The organism is Neoaquamicrobium microcysteis (assembly GCF_008180155.1).
Lineage (GTDB): Bacteria > Pseudomonadota > Alphaproteobacteria > Rhizobiales > Rhizobiaceae > Aerobium > Aerobium microcysteis.
Genome location: NZ_VSZS01000060.1, coordinates 197,976 through 213,502, shown reverse-complemented (window position 1 = coordinate 213,502; position 15,527 = coordinate 197,976). Strand labels below are relative to the sequence as shown.

The window sequence follows — 15,527 nt, the reverse complement described above, 5'->3', positions numbered from 1 at the left end:
GGAGAATGCGGTCGATGGCGGATCAGGCCATAAGCCGCCCGATCGAGTTTCGTTCACCCACCGCCCAGAGGCGCGGCAGCAAACGCTGCATCTCGGCTTCTTCGGCAGCCTTGCCGTACAGAGCGAGGCCCGTAACCTTGGCCTCGATCTCGGGACGCGAAAGCGTGTTGCCGGGATCGCCCTTCGGCTCGTCGACGCGAACCTCAAGTTTGCGGCCATCGCGGGTGATGACGCTGGCCTTGCCGATCCAGCGTGCGGGGTAGGCGGTATCGACCTCCTGATCGAATTCCATCGCGACCCGGCTGCGGAAATCAACCACCTCAGGCGCGCGGAAACCTTTCTCGAACTCTACCATGCCCGCCTTGCCGTAGACCGCGATAAGCCCGAGGGTCGTTCCCATCGAGAATTTGGCCTGATGGACGGTCGCCGGATCGATCACCGGCCCCAGCACGTCGATCGCTGCCTGATGCACGCGGGTTACGACACGCTCGATATCATCCGCCTTTAAACCGTGCTGCAGCATTGCCTTTTGCAGGGCATCCGCCGCCGGGTGCGTATGCCGGCAGGAGGCGTGATATTTGAAGGAGGTTTCCGCCGTCGCCCAGCGGGTGCCCAGCCCGTCGGTCAGCCTGTCCGGGTCGGCATCCTTCGACATGCCGGCAGCCATGCCCTGAGCGCCCTCGAGAATTTGCCGCGCGCCGGTAAATCCGTCCTTGGCCAAGTAGGCCGAGACAAGCCCGTTGGCAGCGGCCTTGGCGGTGTGCAGCGGCTTGGAATCGGCCGCATCGCGCAGAAACTCCCACAGGCCGGCCGCCTGCGTTCCGGCCGAGCCGAAGGCGTGGAGCATCTGGCCGGCGTCCAGTCCGAGAAGCCGCCCGGAGGCTGCCGCGGCAGCTAGTGCGCCTGCCGTGCCCGTCGTGTGGAATATCCTGTAGTGCGACCGGCCCAGAAACTCGCCGACGCGGATGCCCATTTCGTAGCCCGCCACGCTTGCCGCCAGGAACTCCTTGCCGGACGCGCCGATATCCTGCGCGACCGCGAGCGCTGCCGGAAACACAACCGCTGCCGGATGAAATACCGAGCCGTTGTGCACGTCGTCCTGCTCGGCCACGTGAGAGGCCGCACCGTTGACCAGCGCGGCGAAGAACGGCGACGTCGATGTCCGGTCCATCAGGATCTCGCATGATCCCCCGGCCGGCCCCATGCGTCGTGCGAACGCGGAGATCGCCTGCACGGGCGCAGCGAACTTCCCGGCGAGTGCCGAGCCAAGCCAGTCGACGAACAGGTCCTCGGAGCGCGCCACGACGTCGGGAGGAATGTCGGCGTAGCTCAACCCCGCGGCGAAAGCAGCCAACCGACCACTGGGGAAATTCATCGTTTCGTCTGCCATGTCGAAAAATCGCTCCGGCCCGCCGCCGGCGCCGAATGACGGCAGGCGTATTGATGACCTGACTAGCGCGATGCGATAGGCCAGACAATCAATTATGTCCTATTGATCTATACGATTTTCTGCTCAATAGTTGAACGCTCGTTATTCCCTTGCGCCTTCATGAACCGCATCAACTTCAAGCTCGTCCACGCCTTCGTGGCAGTCGCCGAACAACGCAGCTTCCGCCGCGCGTCCGAGGTGCTCAACCGTTCTCAGTCGGGCGTCAGCCTGCAAATCCGTGAACTGGAGAGCCAGTTGGGGGTGCCGCTCTTTCACCGCACGACGCGCCAGGTGCGCCTCACCGCGGAAGGTGAAAAGCTGCTGCAGCATGCCCGCCGCGCCATGGCCGAGTGGGACAGCGGCCTGAGCGGAATCCGGGAATCGGCCGACATGCTTCGCGGCACGCTTTCCATCGCCTGCGTGCCCACGGTGGCGGATACGAAGCTGCCCTCCATCCTCAAGAGCTTCATGAGCACCTACCCCGGCATAAGCATGAAGGTGCGCGAACTGGCTTCGGACGACCTGCTCGAAGCGGTGCGCCGCCAGGAAGTGGATTTCGGGATCGGTATCGAGGTCGAGCGACGCAACGAGTTCCAGTTCGAAAGTCTCGCCATCGATGCGATCTACGCCTGTGGGGAACCCTCGTTCGGCCTTGAGAACCGGTCTCATCTAACGCTGGAAGACCTCGCGGGCATGCCGATCCTTCTCAACGCGCGCTCGACTGCGCTTCGCGCAACGCTCGACGCCGAGATCGCAGCAAGCAACCTGCAGATCGAGATCAAGTACGAGGTCCTTCACACCCACACCGCCCTGGCATTCGCGCGGGCGGGGCTGGGCGTTGCCATCTTGCCCGGCATCGCCCTGCCAGCGCTTCAGAACTCGACCCTGAGTGCGGTGCCGATAGGCAGCCCCAACCTCACCCGTACGATCAGCATCGTCGCCATGCGCGGCACGATGCTTTCGCCCGGCGCGACGCGGCTGAAAAACACCGTTGTAGAAGCATTCCGGCGCGGCTGACTGCGCATAGTCTGTTATGGTTGTTCTAGAGCGCGGTCGTCATACTGGACCGCATCGCTCCCCGGTCATTGCAGTGGGCTGAGATAGTCGGTGGAATAATAGGTTGAGAAATCCGGCGCGTCTTTCAGTGGCTTGCCGTCTGCGTCCCTGAGGATGCCGGACGCGAAGACGAAGTTGCCGACAGCATCCATCTTTGCCGGATCTATCGTGCCCACGTCACCGGCGGCGCTCCTGAGATAGTGACCATCGATGAGTGCCTGCAGCGACGCACGAACAAAATCGCGGTCTAGAGCGGCGTCAGGATTGGCGGCCACGAGAATGCCGGCTGCCTCGTCAGGGTGTTCGACCGCATAGGCATAGCCTTTCTGCGTCGCGCTGATGAAGGCCCTGGCAGTGTCCGGCTGCGCGGCCAGATAGGCTTCAGTCGTTCCGATGAAATTGGTGTGCTGATCGGGTACGCCGAAATCGGCATAGCGAAATGCGCGCTGCTCGCGTCCGTCGCGCTCGGCCTTCACCCCCTCCCAGGTATAGACTTCGAGGGTGAAATCGACCGCACCGTTATAGAGTGCTTCGTAGGCCGACGTGCCCAGGGTCACCGTTTCATATTCGCCGCGGCCACCATCGTAGCGGATCATCGTACCCAGCAGCACGTCTTCCCAGCCGCCGCCGAAACCAGCGTACGTCTTGCCATCGAGGTCTTTCGGACTCTGGATATCCTCGCGGTCGCCGTTGAACACCAGCCTTCCGGTTTCGGTCTGCACGAGCGCATAGGTCGCAACCAGGTCGGCTCCGGCCGCGCGCTGAATGAAAAGACCGATGGAGCCGATGACGCCGAAATCGGCGACGTGGTTGGCCACCAGCGTGGCTGCGGACGTGTCCGAATAGGGCAAGATCTGCACTTCGATGCCCGCCTCGTCATAAAACCCCTTCGCTTCGGCGACGAAGAGGCCGATGTGGTTCGTGTTGGGCGTCCAGTCCAGCGCCATCGTCACAGTCGCCGGCTGCGCCATTACGGGCGAGGAAGCAAGCAGGGCGATAAGTCCAAGAGCGGCGGTACGGGGCAAGATCGGCATGGTCAAAACTCCGGGTTGAAAAGTGTGTTCAGGATTTCCGCTTCGACGGTCGCCACTTCGGGCGAGCCGGCGGCGGGCCTTGGATGAGGCAGCCACACGGGGATGGTTCTGGCTATGCGAGCGGGTCGCGCAGAAAGCACATAGACGCGGTCGGACAGCAGCGCCGCCTCGCGTACATCGTGAGTGATCAGAAGAACCGTCCAGCGGTGCCGCATCCACATGGCTGCCAGCCATTGCTGCATCTGCGTCCGGGTGAGCGCATCGAGCGCACCGAAGGGTTCATCGACGAGCAGTACGGCCTTGCCCTGAACCACCGTACGCAGCAGCGCCGCCCTTTGCCGCATCCCGCCGGATAGCTGCGCGGGAAAGTGGCGCTCGAAGCCATCGAGCCCGAATTCGGCGAACAGCGGAGCTACCCTCGCTCGTGCCGCCTTGCGCTTCATGCCTGCCACCTCGAGACCGAGCGTGGTATTGTCGATTATGCGCAGCCAGGGCAGCAAGGCGTCGCGCTGCGGCATGAAGGCGAAGCGGTAGCTGCCCGAGGCAAGCGGCACGCCGTCATGCAGCATCTCCCCGCCATCAGGTGTCAGCCGCCCAGTGAGAAGGTTGAGGATCGTAGACTTTCCCGCGCCCGACGGCCCAACGATCGATACGAACTCGCCCGGCCGCACCACCAGGCTGATGTCATCGAGCACCGGGCGATCATCGAAGCTCTTGCGAACGCGCCGCAGTTCGAGCCCTGCTCCGGTCATCGGCTTTCCTCCGAAAGACGCGTCCACGGCATGGCGGCGCGCTGGATCAGCACGGTCGCGCCGAACAATGCCAGCGTGAGTGTCGAGCTGACGAGAACGGCCGCAAGCACCAGATCGGGGCGAAAATTGTTCTTCGCGTTCAGGATGTAGATGCCCAGCCCCCGGGCAGCACCGGCATACTCGGAGAAGATCGCGCCGACGACGGCGTAGGTGATGGATATACGCAGGCCCGCGAAGAAATAGGGCAAGGACGACGGCAGCCGCGCGGTCACGAAAATCCGCCATCGCGATGCGCCCATCGAGGCGAGCAGGGCTTCGATGTCGCGATCGGTCGCGGCGTAGCCCTGCACCAGCGCCACCAACATCGGAAAGAAGGTTATCAGCGCGACAAGAACTATCTTGGGCATGAGGCCGAAGCCAAACCAGAGAACGATAAGGGGGGCGATGGCGATCAGCGGCAGGGTCTGGGTGATGATGAAGACAGGGAACAGGGCGCGCCGGAGCTGCGGGAAAAAATCGACCAGCAGCGAAAAGAGGAACGCCGCAAGCAGGGAGGAGGCAAACCCGAAAGCGGTTGCCTGAAGTGTCGCCACGCCATGTCCTGCCAAGGTCTGGCGGTGTTCGTAAGCCTGGGCAAGGACGCGCGACGGCGCCGGCAGCACGGTGGGCGAGATCCCCGAAAAATGCACATAGGCTTCCCAGCCCACTATCAGCGTCACGACCGACAGCAGAGCGGGGCCGGCATGACCAAGGGCGCGCGCCAAGGCGCTCAAGAAGGCGTAGGCTTTCCACATGTGAGGTGGTGCCTATCGGGCGCTCGGGCTGTTGGCGGATACGGTCAGATCGATGGTGACATGCCCCTCTGGCGGCCCGAAGCGGCAGAATGCCTGTTCGAGCACGGCAAACAGTGCGCCGGCATCGCCGTTGAGCTTGGTGCAGAAGTGTTTGGATTTTTCGAACGTGCCCGAATTCTTCAAGAAGTCGATGCAGCCATATATCTCGTCCATATGGTTGCCCTGCCCCATCACGTAGAGCGAAAACTGGGCAACCGAGAAGACATCCGTAAGAGGCGCTTTAGCGACGGCCGCGTGCGCAGCCTGCTGGCGTTCGATCATGGGCGGCATGGGGCCGGAAAAATGCTCCGACCGGCATATGGCATCGTCGGGCTCGCCGGGGCAGCCGCGCGAGATGGCAGCCGACAGCGTGCAATGGACGCCGCTTCTGGCGCCCGCAGCGAAGAGGTCCCGCATGGCCGGAAACAGAATTTCCGGGGGCCCCACAAGGAGTGTGGAAACGTCGTCCGTCTCGATACGCAGCCGCGCACGGTAAGGGTCGAGCGCCGAGAGCGCACTCATGATGACGCCGACAAAATCGTCGGTCATAGGATAAAGGGAAATCTGTGCGCCAGAAAACATCGCCCGCCTCGCTCCGCTGGTATTATCCAGATCAGCTATAGGGTCCGAGGGCTTTGCGCCCCCATCTCAGCCCCGACACTACGGAGCACCCCTGTGGATCGGGCGACCATAGACGAGCCGATGACGTCAGCGCAAGGACCTATCGACGCCGATTGCCTCGAGAGGGCACGTCAGCGCCGGTGAGCGATCTGGTGGAGATGTCAGGAATGCTATAGTTCTGCCAATGCATCATTCGCTGGCGGCGCAGGTTGATCTCTTCCCTCCGACATGGCTGACGGAAGCTTTCGAGCGACGCCTCGGCGATGCGCTGTTTCGGGACATGCACGGGTAGTTTCAGGTTCACCCAAGGAGATGCCGGTGAGGGAATTTTCGACGGGCGGGTGCCACACGTCGTTAAATGAAAAACGCGGCATGTTCTGCTCGTAGCCCACAAACCATCGAGGATATAATCAATGACGGAATTCACACCGTACGCATCGCTGTTCGGCGGTGCGATGATCGGCCTGTCGGCGGTGCTGCTCATGCTCTGGGAAGGCCGCATCGCCGGCATCTCGGGCATCGCCGGAAGGCTCATGCCGCCCTATCGGGACGGCGCGCTTCTCTCACGCATCGGCTTCGTCATCGGGATCGTAGCCGCGCCGCTGCTGATCGGCTGGTACTCGGGAAATGCGATTGCGCAAACGGTGTCGTCGAACGTGCCGCTCATGATCTTAGCCGGCCTGCTGGTGGGTTTCGGCTCCGTATGGGGCAATGGCTGCACCTCGGGTCACGGAGTCTGTGGGCTGGCGCGACTATCCACACGTTCGCTTGTCGCGACCGGCGTCTTCATGACAGCCGCCTTCGCGACGGTTTTCCTCGTCCGCCACATGATCGGAGCCTGACCCGATGTCCTTCCTCGTCAATCTCGCGCTTGGGCTTCTCTTCGGTGCAGGGCTCGCCATCTCCGGAATGGCCGACCCGGCCAAGGTGCTCAACTTCCTAGACCTCTTCGGCACATGGGATCCCTCGCTCGCCTTCGTCATGGGCGGAGCGGTGATCGTCACCTTTGTCGGCTATCGTCTGGTGCTTCGTCGCGACAGGCCGATCGTCGGCAGCAACTTCCACCTGCCGGCCAGAAACGACATCGACACACGCGTGATCGCAGGTCCGGCCATCTTCGGCATCGGCTGGGGCCTTGGCGGCTTCTGTCCCGGGCCGGCGCTTGCCGCACTCGGGCTCGGCGCGACCGGCACGCTCGCCTTCGTTCCGGCAATGATGCTCGGCATGTGGGCTGCACGCCTCCTCGCAGAAGACCGGATGCAAACAAAGGCAGTCTGAACGCCTCTGGAAGGGCCAACGCGCGCGCCAGGCCCCAAGCTCTCGCCAGTGGCCATCGCAGAGATCAAGCGACGGATGGCGCGGCTGGAGGCCAGGCTGGCGAGATGAACGCCCAGCAAACGGGATGGTGTCGAGTGCATGGGAGATCTTGGCTCAAGCACCACCCACGTGCTCCTTAAGATAATTTCTCTATCTTCTGAAATCGCAAACGAAGAGATTTTTTCGCTTCTTTGCATTGTGTAAATTCCGCCGCGTTGATGCCCGCGAGGCATGCCGCCGCTTGCCGAGGAGCCCAGATGTCGATTGAAGCCAAATTCAGGAAACTGGGCACGGACAATGCGCCCGGCCAGGAGGTGCGCCAGCAGTCGGCGGGCATAGAAGCCCTGCTGCGCGGCGAAAAGCTGGGCGGCCGGGTCGTGGACTTTTCACACGGTGACGTCGATGCACATGAGCCGACGCCAGGCTCTTTCGACCTCTTTTCTGCCGGCGTCGCGCTTGGCGGCGCGCAGGCCTATACCGAATATCGCGGCGATATCGCCATACGCGAGCAGGTTGCGTCGCGGTTGGCGGCCTTTACCGGCGCCCCGGTCGATGCGGCAAACGGCACGATCATCACACCGGGCACGCAGGGAGCGCTTTTCCTTGCCGTAGCAGCCACGGTCTCTCGCGGCGACAAGGTCGCCATCGTTCAACCTGACTATTTCGCCAATCGCAAACTGGTCGAATTCTTCGAAGGCGAGATGGTGCCCGTGCAACTCGACTATGTCGGAGCGGGCGACGAGCGCGCGGGCCTCGACCTCACGCAGTTGGAAGATTCCTTCAAGGCCGGAGCGAAGGTTTTCCTTTTCTCCAACCCTAACAATCCCGCCGGAGTCGTCTACTCCGCCGACGAGGTCCGACAGATAGCGTCGCTGGCGGGGCGCTACGGCGTGACCGTCATCGCCGACCAGCTCTATTCGCGCCTTCGCTATACGGGCGTCAGCTACACGCACCTGCGCGCCGAGGCGATAGATGCGGACAACGTCGTCACGATCATGGGGCCGTCCAAGACGGAATCGCTTTCGGGCTACCGTCTCGGCGTCGCCTTCGGTTCGCAAACCGTGATCGGCCGGATGGAGAAGCTTCAGGCCATCGTCAGCCTGCGCGCTGCAGGCTATTCGCAGGCCGTCCTGCGCAGCTGGTTCGATGAGCCCGAAGGCTGGATGGCAGAACGCATCCGCAATCATCAGGCGATCCGCGACGCTCTGCTGAAGGTTCTGCGGGGTATCGAGGGTGCCTTCGCGCGAACGCCGCTGGCAGGTTCCTACCTTTTTCCAAAGCTGCCGGCGTTGGCCATCCCCCACGCGGATTTCGTCAAGATACTGCGGCTTCAAGCCGGCGTCATCGTCACGCCCGGCACCGAATTCAGCCCGCTCACGGGCGACAGCGTGCGTCTCAACTTCTCCCAGGACCATCATGCCGCCGTTGCCGCCGTCGAGCGGCTGGCGATCCTTGTCGAGAGGTATCGGGCATGAGCGCAACGCAAGAGAGGCCCGTCCCGCAAGGCGACTACATCCCGGCAAAGCGACATGGCGGTATGATCTTCACCTCCGGGATGACCCCGCGCCGGAACGGCGAGTTGATGTTCACCGGACCGGTTCGGCACGATACGCCCATGGACGACTATCGCGCTGCGGTCGTGCTGGCGTGTTCCAACGCTTTGGCAGCCGCGCGTGGCGTGCTGGACGAGGGCGAGAGCATCTCGGCGATCCTGAGCCTGACTGTCTACGTCGTGGCGGAGCCGGGCTTCACGGCGCATTCCCGACTTGCCGACTTCGCCTCGCAATACCTGCGCGGCGAGCTTGGCCCGGACGGCATCGGCAGCCGTGCTGCCGTAGGTGTGGCGACACTACCCGGCAACGCCCCCGTTGAAATCCAGATCGTGGCCGCGGTCCGCGTGGACGGCGACTGATCGCCAGCGTGTGACGGGCTCTCAGTCCATCCTGATAAGTTCAGGGTCGAGCATGAGCTCGACGAGGCGCGGGCCGGAGCCCTGTTTCAACAGAGACAAGGCTGCGTCCAGTTCGGTCTCGTTCGTAACACGGCAAACGTTTATGCCCATGGCGCCGGCGATTGCGGCGAAATCGGGAGGGCTGGTCATCGACAAGGCCGGCGACATGCCCTTGGCGGTGAACTGGACGTGCTCCGCGCCATAGCTGCCGTCGTTGCAAAGCAGGATGACGAGATCGAGCTTTTCGCGGACGACGGTCGCAAGCTCGGTGAGGCCGCCCATCATGAAGCCCCCATCGCCGGCGACCAGGACGGTCAACCTGCCGGGTGCTGCCCGCGCGGCACCGATCGCCTCTCCCAGCCCGCAGCCGATCGAGGCGAAATTGGCCGCGTAGACGAAATTGCGCGGATCGTTGACCGAAAGATTGCGCCACGCGCCGACGACGAACCTGCCCAGATCCGCCACCAGCACTCTGTCGGGAGGCAACGTCTGCTCGATCCGACGCAACGCGGGCTCGTAGTCGATCGTGCCCCGCGCCGTCTCGGCGAGAAGCGGCATGCTTGCCTGTTCCGCCGCCTCGCGGCGAAGCGCATCGGCAAGGTCGGCGTCCGTATTGCCGGACGGCGCGACCTCCGCCATGTCGAGCACTTCGACGATCTTTTCGGCCATCAACACCGGGTCGGCGATCAGGAGTATGCCATGGTTGGTGCGACGGTCGTTTTCCAGCGGGTCAGCGAGGATCTGGATGACGCGCTTGCCTTCCAACATCTTGCCGCCTTCAGTGGTAAGCCTGCTGAGGCTTGCGCCGAACGCGATCACGCAGTCGCTGCGCATGATCGCGTCGAGGCAGACAGGCCGCGCCAGCGTGCCCAGAACGCCGAGATTGAAATCCGCGCCGTGGAACAGGCCGGACGCCTTGAGTGTGGTGGCGACCGGCGCTTCGAGGCGGCTTGCAAGCGCCAGAATGGCGTCTCGCGCCTGCGGTGCTATCGCACCGCGCCCAGCGATGATGAGTGGTCGCTTCGCCGAGGCGATCATACCCAGCGCCTCGTCCAGATCTTCGCCTTCCACCACCGCGCCGCGCACCGCCGGCACCGGGAGCACGACCGGCTGGGCCTGTGCTTCCTGCCATTGCAGGTCGGCGCGCGTGTTGAACACGACCGGCCGGCGCTCCAGCGCGGCGCGCCGGAAAGCCAGCGCCAGATCGGCGGACGCCGTCTCCGGCGTGCGCAAGTCAACGAAGCCCGCGCCCGTCGCCTTCACGATCTCGCGCTGGTCTACCTTCTGCATATGCTCGCGGTCGTGAGGCGCGGTGTCGCCGCACAGCACAACGACAGGGATGCCGCCCTTGGCGCCTTCCACCAGCGCGGTGGTCACGTTGGTCAGCGCGGGACCGTGGGTGATGGTGGCGACACCTGTGCGGCCGGACACCTGCGCATAGCCAAGCGCGGCCAAAACCGCGGTCGCCTCGTGCGCGCACGCAGTGTAGCGGCCGGTGCCGCCCTTCACCCAGGCGTCCACCATGTAGAGGTTGGCGTCGCCGATGAGGCCGAACAGGTGTTCGACGTCCTGCGCCTCGAGGGACCGTGCCAAAAGCTGGAAAACAGTCGTCATGTCGCAGCCGCCGCCTTGTTCAGAAACGATGGATCCTGAGCCCCAGCACTTTTTCCGAAATCACGACAACCAGGATGGTCACCACGATGGATACGGTCGAGACCGCTGCCGCCTCGGGCGTGTAGTTAGATTTCAGATAGTCGAACAACTGGATCGGCAGTGTCGAACTTCCGATGCTCTTGAGCATGAAGGAGATGGTGAACACGTCGAACGAGATGACGAAGGCGAAAAGGCAGCCGCTGAATACGCCGGGCTTGATGAGCGGAAGCGTGATGCGGCGGAAGCGCGTCCAACGCCCTGCCCCGAGCGACTGCGCAGCCGTCGACCAGTCCGGATCGTAGCCTTCCAGGCTGGACGTCACGTTCATGAACACGAAAGGCAGCGTGATGAGCACGTGGCCGACGAGAAGCCCGAACATCGTCGTCGTGCCGATACCGATGGCGTAGACGAAAAACAGCAGCGAGATCGCCGTCAGCACTTCCGGAAGAAGCAGCGGAGACAGCATGGCGATACGCATGTGTTCCTTCCACCGCGCGGCGTAGTGCACGTAGTACACCGCCGCCATCGTGCCGACGATGCCCGACACCACCATCGACACCGCGGCGATCCACAGCGAGGTGCGGATGGCGCGCATGAAGACCTCATTGTTGAGGAAGGCCACGTACCAGCGTAGCGACAGGCCTTGCGGCGGGAATGTCAGAAATTCACCCGCGTTCAGCGATGCGCCGACCACCACTCCGATGGGCAGCAGCAGGAAAATGTAGATCAGGATCGAATAGGCGTTGAGCGCTTGCCGGGCCATCACTGGACCTTCCATCTCATGCGGGTCGCCCGCGCGAAGATTACCACTATCAGCGCCCCGATGGCCGAAAGGACCAGCGCGAGGGCGGCGCCGAGCGGCCACTGGAACGTGTCGAGAAGCGCGTCCACCACTGTCACCGCCATGGTCTTGACGCGCAGACCGCCGATCATCGCCGGCGTCACGTAGGCCGACAGGGACAAGACGAAAACGAGAATGCAGCCAGCCTGTATGCCCGGCATGGCGAGCGGCAGCAGGATACGGCGGATGACCGTCACCCTTCCCGCGCCTAGCGAACGTGCAGCCGACACCAAGGCGGGATCGATGGACTGAACCGCAGACATGATCGGCAGGATCATGAAAGGCAGGAATACGTGCACCAGCGCGATGATGATGCCCAGCGAATTGTACATCAGCGGCAGCGGGAACTCGATCACGCCGAGGTTGATGAGCGTGCGGTTGATAACGCCGTTGTTGCCTAGCAGGATCGTCCAGCCATAAGAGCGAATGACTATGCCCACGAGCAGCGGCGACAGCACGATGCCGTAGGCGAGCCCACGCCACCGTAGGTCTGCGCGTCCCAGTTGAAACGCCACGGGCAGGCCGATGACAAGCGTGATGAAGGTCGTGACCAGCCCGATCCACAGCGTGTTGAACAACTGCCCCTGATAGAGCGTTGAGGTGAAGATGCGGGTGTAGTTCAGCAGCGTGTAGCCATCGGCGTAAGGTGTGCCCTGGCCGGGATTTCGGAAGCTGATGACGAAGATGTTCAGATAGGGGACCGCCATGAAGACGATCAGCAGGATCGCCGCCGGCAAAAGCAGCAGATAGGCCCGTGGGCGGGCGGATGCAGACTGCATCACCCTACCTCCAGCGGCCAGAAGCGGTGCGCATCGACAGCAAGCCTAACCTGCGCACCAGGCTCGAAGCGCTGACGGGCGATGGTCTTCACATCCACCGTCTGGCCGTCTTGGAGCGCCAGCGTGTAGTCTAGGATCGCGCCGGAGAAATAGGAAGCAACCACGCTTGCCGTCACGCCGCCTGCGGCATCGGCGGGCAATATGTCAATGGCTTCGGGGCGCAGCACCAGCGTCACCGGGTCGCCCTCGGTGCGATGGCCGGCCTTGACCTCAGCCGGGCCAAAGGGCGTATCCACACGTGCAATGCCGCTGTCCACGCCCACTATCTTACCATCGATCAAGTTCACCTGCCCGACGAAGCCGGCGACCGCGCGGCTCACGGGATAGTCGTAAATGTCACCGGGCCGCCCCTGCTGCGCAATCTTGCCGCCGAACATGACAACCACGCGGTCGGACATGGTCATGGCTTCGGCCTGGTCGTGCGTCACGTAAACAGTCGTGATGCCGACACGCCGCTGCAAATCGCGGATGAAGACACGCATCTCCTCCCGCAGCTTGGCGTCGAGATTGGCGAGGGGTTCGTCGAGAAGAAGAATGCGCGGCTCGATCACCAGCGCGCGACCGATGGCGACGCGTTGCTGCTGGCCACCGGAAAGCTGGCGCGGATAGCGGTCGGCATAGGGCGTGAGTTGCACCAGATCCAGCGTCGCCTGGATGCGCCGGTCCATATCTGCCTTGGGCACCTTGCGCATCTCCAGCCCGAAGGCGAGATTGCCGCGCACGGTCATGTGCGGAAACAGGGCATAGTTCTGGAACACCATGCCGATGTCGCGCTTTTCCGGCGGTACGGAGACCACGTCCTGTCCGTCGAAGGCGATGCCGCCGGATGTGACGCTCTCGAAGCCGGCGAGCATCTTCAGTGTGGTCGTCTTGCCGCAGCCAGACGGGCCGAGCAACGAGACGAACTCGCCCGACGGAATGTCGAGCGAGATAGAATCCACCGCCCGGATGCCGGGACCGTAGTTCTTGGTCAACTTGGTGATGGAAACTTTGGTCATGCGCTGTTCGGTGCTCGTCTATGGCCGGGGCTGCCGGTTCATCGCGGCCGCACCGAAGCGCGGCTCGCCTGTTCGCCCGCGTTTCGGTCGTCGCCGTCATTCATGTCGATCGGGTTCAGCCGACAGTGGAGGCCCAGCGTTCGGAAAGTTCGTTCTGGTTCTCGTTCACGAAGGCCCAGTCCCACTGCAGAATGTCACTCATGCGATCGCCCGAAATCGGCACCTCATAGGCCAGATCCTCGGGCACGGTGACCGCCGTGTTGGTGGGCGAGACGTAGAACTCGCGCATCAGCAGTTCCTGCATTTCAGCCGACAGGATGAAGTTGGCGTACTGGTATGCCAACTCCTTTTCCGGCCCGTTGGCCAGGATGTTCAGCGTCTGGTCGAATGCCAGCACGCCTTCTTCCGGCACCACATAATCGACCGGCAGGCCCTGCTTCTTCAGGCGGGCGATTTCGGCAAAGTCGAAGGGAGCGACGACGATCTCGCCGGCCGCGAGAGCGGTGGAGAGGTTGAAGTCCACCTGGATCACCTGCCCCAGATCGGCCAGCGCCTTGAAACCGGCATCGACGTCGTACTGATCCTTGCCGTAGAGCATCGAAGCCAGAAGAAGCTCCATCTTGCCGGCCGAATTGGCGAAGTTGTAGAGGCCGATCTTGCCCTGGAACTCGGGGTTATCCCAGAGGTCCTTCCACTTGGTCGGGGGCGTACGCACCATGTCGGTGCGGTAGCCGATGCCGATGGGCGAATAGCACGCCACGACACCGTAGCCGCCGGTGTTCCGGGCGACCGGATAGGTGGCTTCGTAGTTCGGGAGCTTCGAAAGATCGAGTTCTTCGAAGAAGCCCTCCTTGCGAAGGCCTTCCGAAAAAACCTCATTGGTCATGACTATGGAATATGGCGGGTTCTGCACGCCGGCAGCGCGCAGATTTGCGCCGAAGACGCGGCCGTTGCCAACATCGAGCGTGACGTTTGCTCCGCTTTCGCTGGCGAATTCCGGCGCGATCTTGTCACGCCAGAACTGTTCCCAGACGCCACCAAGCGTGGGAACGATGAGAGTTTTCTGTTGGGCGAAAGCCGAGCGAGCCGGAAGCATCGTCGCTGCGGCCAGGCCTACAAGGGTCTGCCTTCTGGTAAGGTTCATGTGTGGTCCTCCATTATGACCATGCGTTGCACCCTCTGCGTGCCCCGATCTTGCGCCGGGTTCCCGCGGACATCTCGCCTCGATCAGCCTTTGCCGAACGCCTGGCTGGTCTTCAGCTTGATATAATCGCCGTATGTGATCGGCTCATACTTTGCGCCCGCACCGGCATAGGCCGGCAGGCACTCGATGACGGTGTCCTTCGACGGATTGAGGAAGAACGGGATCGACTGGCGGCGCGCCGTGCCGCCGTAGCCTGAAGGCGGGTTGGCGACGCGATGCGGCGTGGAAACCCACTCGTCATTTGTCCAGCGCATGAAGGCGTCGCCGATGTTGATGACATATGCGCCGTCTATAGAGGGCGCGTCGAGCCACTCGCCTTCGCGATTGCGCACCTGCAAGCCGCCCGCCGAAGCCTCGGAACGCAGGATGGTCATGAACCCGTAGTCGGTGTGGACGCCTGCGCGAAGCTGGCCGGGCTCCGGGTCGACATGCTGTTCGGGATAGTTGATGACCCGCAGCGCCGAAAGGTGATCGACGAACTCCTTCTCGAAATAGTCCGGCGCAAGACCGATGGCGCTGCAAAAGATGCGCCGCATATGTCCGGAGAGCACCTCCATCGCGCCGAAATACTCATGGAAGGCTGCCTCGAGGCCCGCCGGCCTGTCCGGCCATGCATCGCCTGCAAGGCGCGGGCCGTAGTTGAGGCTTTCCTTGAAGTCGCCCGGCGTTTTGAGGCCCATGGTCGCCGCCAGTGCCTCATCGGCGATGGGCGAGAACGCCATGCCGCCCACCTCGCCGGTGCCGCGGCCCTGCATGACCTTCCACTCCTGCGGCTCGTCGAAAAAAGCGCGGGCGGTGTTGTAGAGCCGGGCTGTCGTCTCGACCGGCACGCCATGACCTGTAACGAGCAGGAAGCCCAGGTTGCGGCACGCGGTCTCGACCGCGCGAACCACTTCGGCAGAACCTTTTTCGCCGGCGATGAACGGCGAAATGTCGATGACAGGGATTTCTGCGGAGATGCTGGCGTCGCTGACTGTGACCACGTGCTAGATCCTCTTC

At 63.1% G+C, this 15,527-nt stretch carries 16 protein-coding genes and 1 riboswitch; of the genes, 5 read left to right on the top strand and 11 right to left on the bottom strand.

What is annotated here, in order from left to right; translation table 11 throughout:
* Positions 1-22: 22 nt before the first annotated feature.
* A complete protein-coding gene (locus tag FY036_RS09290) occupies positions 23-1,390 on the bottom strand; it encodes an MmgE/PrpD family protein (protein ID WP_148914433.1) in 1,368 nt (455 codons plus the stop codon).
* 159 nt (positions 1,391-1,549) lie between these two features.
* On the opposite strand from FY036_RS09290, the gene FY036_RS09285 reads away from it, so the two are divergent.
* Positions 1,550-2,446 (top strand): LysR family transcriptional regulator, encoded by an 897-nt coding sequence (locus tag FY036_RS09285; RefSeq protein WP_148914432.1) that lies wholly within the window; start codon positions 1,550-1,552, stop codon positions 2,444-2,446.
* 65 nt (positions 2,447-2,511) lie between these two features.
* On the opposite strand, the gene FY036_RS09280 is transcribed toward FY036_RS09285, so the two are convergent.
* From FY036_RS09280 to FY036_RS09265, 4 genes are all read right to left on the bottom strand, one after another.
* Entirely contained in the window at positions 2,512-3,519 is a 1,008-nt protein-coding gene (locus tag FY036_RS09280; RefSeq protein ID WP_148914431.1) for an ABC transporter substrate-binding protein, read from the bottom strand.
* 2 nt (positions 3,520-3,521) lie between these two features.
* Complete coding sequence (locus tag FY036_RS09275) at positions 3,522-4,271, bottom strand: ABC transporter ATP-binding protein (RefSeq protein WP_148914430.1); 750 nt, start codon at positions 4,269-4,271, stop codon at positions 3,522-3,524.
* A complete protein-coding gene (locus FY036_RS09270) occupies positions 4,268-5,065 on the bottom strand; it encodes an ABC transporter permease (protein ID WP_148914429.1) in 798 nt (265 codons plus the stop codon). The genes FY036_RS09275 and FY036_RS09270 overlap by 4 nt, the downstream gene beginning before the upstream one ends.
* A gap of 12 nt (positions 5,066-5,077) precedes the next feature.
* Positions 5,078-5,686, bottom strand: coding sequence for a YkoF family thiamine/hydroxymethylpyrimidine-binding protein (locus FY036_RS09265; RefSeq protein ID WP_148914428.1), 609 nt, complete (start codon positions 5,684-5,686; stop codon positions 5,078-5,080).
* Positions 5,677-5,789: riboswitch (TPP riboswitch) on the bottom strand. Its footprint overlaps the gene before it by 10 nt.
* Positions 5,790-6,138: 349 nt before the next feature.
* Here FY036_RS09265 and FY036_RS09260 point away from each other — a divergent pair.
* The 4 genes from FY036_RS09260 (at position 6,139) to FY036_RS09245 (ending at position 8,954) form a co-directional block, all read left to right on the top strand.
* Positions 6,139-6,567 carry a YeeE/YedE family protein gene (locus FY036_RS09260; RefSeq protein ID WP_148914427.1) on the top strand — a complete coding sequence of 143 codons (429 nt, stop codon included), beginning with the start codon at positions 6,139-6,141 and terminating at the stop codon, positions 6,565-6,567.
* Positions 6,568-6,571: 4 nt separating this feature from the next.
* Positions 6,572-7,003: a YeeE/YedE family protein gene (locus tag FY036_RS09255; protein WP_148914426.1), complete on the top strand. Its 432-nt coding sequence runs from the start codon at positions 6,572-6,574 to the stop codon at positions 7,001-7,003.
* Positions 7,004-7,299: 296 nt separating this feature from the next.
* Positions 7,300-8,517, top strand: a complete 1,218-nt coding sequence (locus FY036_RS09250) for a pyridoxal phosphate-dependent aminotransferase (protein WP_148914425.1) — start codon at positions 7,300-7,302, stop codon at positions 8,515-8,517.
* Positions 8,514-8,954 (top strand): RidA family protein, encoded by a 441-nt coding sequence (locus tag FY036_RS09245; protein WP_148914424.1) that lies wholly within the window; start codon positions 8,514-8,516, stop codon positions 8,952-8,954. Before FY036_RS09250 ends, FY036_RS09245 begins: the two co-directional genes overlap by 4 nt.
* Positions 8,955-8,975: 21 nt before the next feature.
* Here FY036_RS09245 and FY036_RS09240 read toward each other — a convergent pair whose 3' ends face one another.
* The 6 genes from FY036_RS09240 to FY036_RS09215 all read right to left on the bottom strand — a co-directional run bounded on the left by FY036_RS09240 (position 8,976) and on the right by FY036_RS09215 (position 15,511).
* Entirely contained in the window at positions 8,976-10,607 is a 1,632-nt protein-coding gene (locus tag FY036_RS09240; RefSeq protein WP_148914423.1) for a thiamine pyrophosphate-binding protein, read from the bottom strand.
* Between the two features lie 19 nt (positions 10,608-10,626).
* Positions 10,627-11,409 (bottom strand): ABC transporter permease, encoded by a 783-nt coding sequence (locus tag FY036_RS09235; protein WP_235897607.1) that lies wholly within the window; start codon positions 11,407-11,409, stop codon positions 10,627-10,629.
* Entirely contained in the window at positions 11,409-12,266 is an 858-nt protein-coding gene (locus FY036_RS09230; protein WP_148914421.1) for an ABC transporter permease, read from the bottom strand. The genes FY036_RS09235 and FY036_RS09230 overlap by 1 nt, the downstream gene beginning before the upstream one ends.
* Positions 12,266-13,324, bottom strand: coding sequence for an ABC transporter ATP-binding protein (locus FY036_RS09225; protein ID WP_148914420.1), 1,059 nt, complete (start codon positions 13,322-13,324; stop codon positions 12,266-12,268). Before FY036_RS09225 ends, FY036_RS09230 begins: the two co-directional genes overlap by 1 nt.
* A 115-nt stretch (positions 13,325-13,439) precedes the next feature.
* Positions 13,440-14,468 (bottom strand): ABC transporter substrate-binding protein, encoded by a 1,029-nt coding sequence (locus FY036_RS09220; RefSeq protein ID WP_148914419.1) that lies wholly within the window; start codon positions 14,466-14,468, stop codon positions 13,440-13,442.
* 83 nt (positions 14,469-14,551) lie between these two features.
* Complete coding sequence (locus FY036_RS09215; RefSeq protein ID WP_148914418.1) at positions 14,552-15,511, bottom strand: isopenicillin N synthase family dioxygenase; 960 nt, start codon at positions 15,509-15,511, stop codon at positions 14,552-14,554.
* Positions 15,512-15,527 lie beyond the last annotated feature (16 nt).

Bases quoted from the DNA above. Each gene is read 5' to 3' on its own strand.
- FY036_RS09290 (WP_148914433.1), bottom strand. From the start codon at position 1,390: ATGGCAGACGAAACGATGAATTTCCCCAGTGGTCGGTTGGCTGCTTTC.
- FY036_RS09285 (WP_148914432.1), top strand. From the start codon at position 1,550: ATGAACCGCATCAACTTCAAGCTCGTCCACGCCTTCGTGGCAGTCGCC.
- FY036_RS09280 (WP_148914431.1), bottom strand. From the start codon at position 3,519: ATGCCGATCTTGCCCCGTACCGCCGCTCTTGGACTTATCGCCCTGCTT.
- FY036_RS09275 (WP_148914430.1), bottom strand. From the start codon at position 4,271: ATGACCGGAGCAGGGCTCGAACTGCGGCGCGTTCGCAAGAGCTTCGAT.
- FY036_RS09270 (WP_148914429.1), bottom strand. From the start codon at position 5,065: ATGTGGAAAGCCTACGCCTTCTTGAGCGCCTTGGCGCGCGCCCTTGGT.
- FY036_RS09265 (WP_148914428.1), bottom strand. From the start codon at position 5,686: ATGTTTTCTGGCGCACAGATTTCCCTTTATCCTATGACCGACGATTTT.
- FY036_RS09260 (WP_148914427.1), top strand. From the start codon at position 6,139: ATGACGGAATTCACACCGTACGCATCGCTGTTCGGCGGTGCGATGATC.
- FY036_RS09255 (WP_148914426.1), top strand. From the start codon at position 6,572: ATGTCCTTCCTCGTCAATCTCGCGCTTGGGCTTCTCTTCGGTGCAGGG.
- FY036_RS09250 (WP_148914425.1), top strand. From the start codon at position 7,300: ATGTCGATTGAAGCCAAATTCAGGAAACTGGGCACGGACAATGCGCCC.
- FY036_RS09245 (WP_148914424.1), top strand. From the start codon at position 8,514: ATGAGCGCAACGCAAGAGAGGCCCGTCCCGCAAGGCGACTACATCCCG.
- FY036_RS09240 (WP_148914423.1), bottom strand. From the start codon at position 10,607: ATGACGACTGTTTTCCAGCTTTTGGCACGGTCCCTCGAGGCGCAGGAC.
- FY036_RS09235 (WP_235897607.1), bottom strand. From the start codon at position 11,409: ATGGCCCGGCAAGCGCTCAACGCCTATTCGATCCTGATCTACATTTTC.
- FY036_RS09230 (WP_148914421.1), bottom strand. From the start codon at position 12,266: ATGCAGTCTGCATCCGCCCGCCCACGGGCCTATCTGCTGCTTTTGCCG.
- FY036_RS09225 (WP_148914420.1), bottom strand. From the start codon at position 13,324: ATGACCAAAGTTTCCATCACCAAGTTGACCAAGAACTACGGTCCCGGC.
- FY036_RS09220 (WP_148914419.1), bottom strand. From the start codon at position 14,468: ATGAACCTTACCAGAAGGCAGACCCTTGTAGGCCTGGCCGCAGCGACG.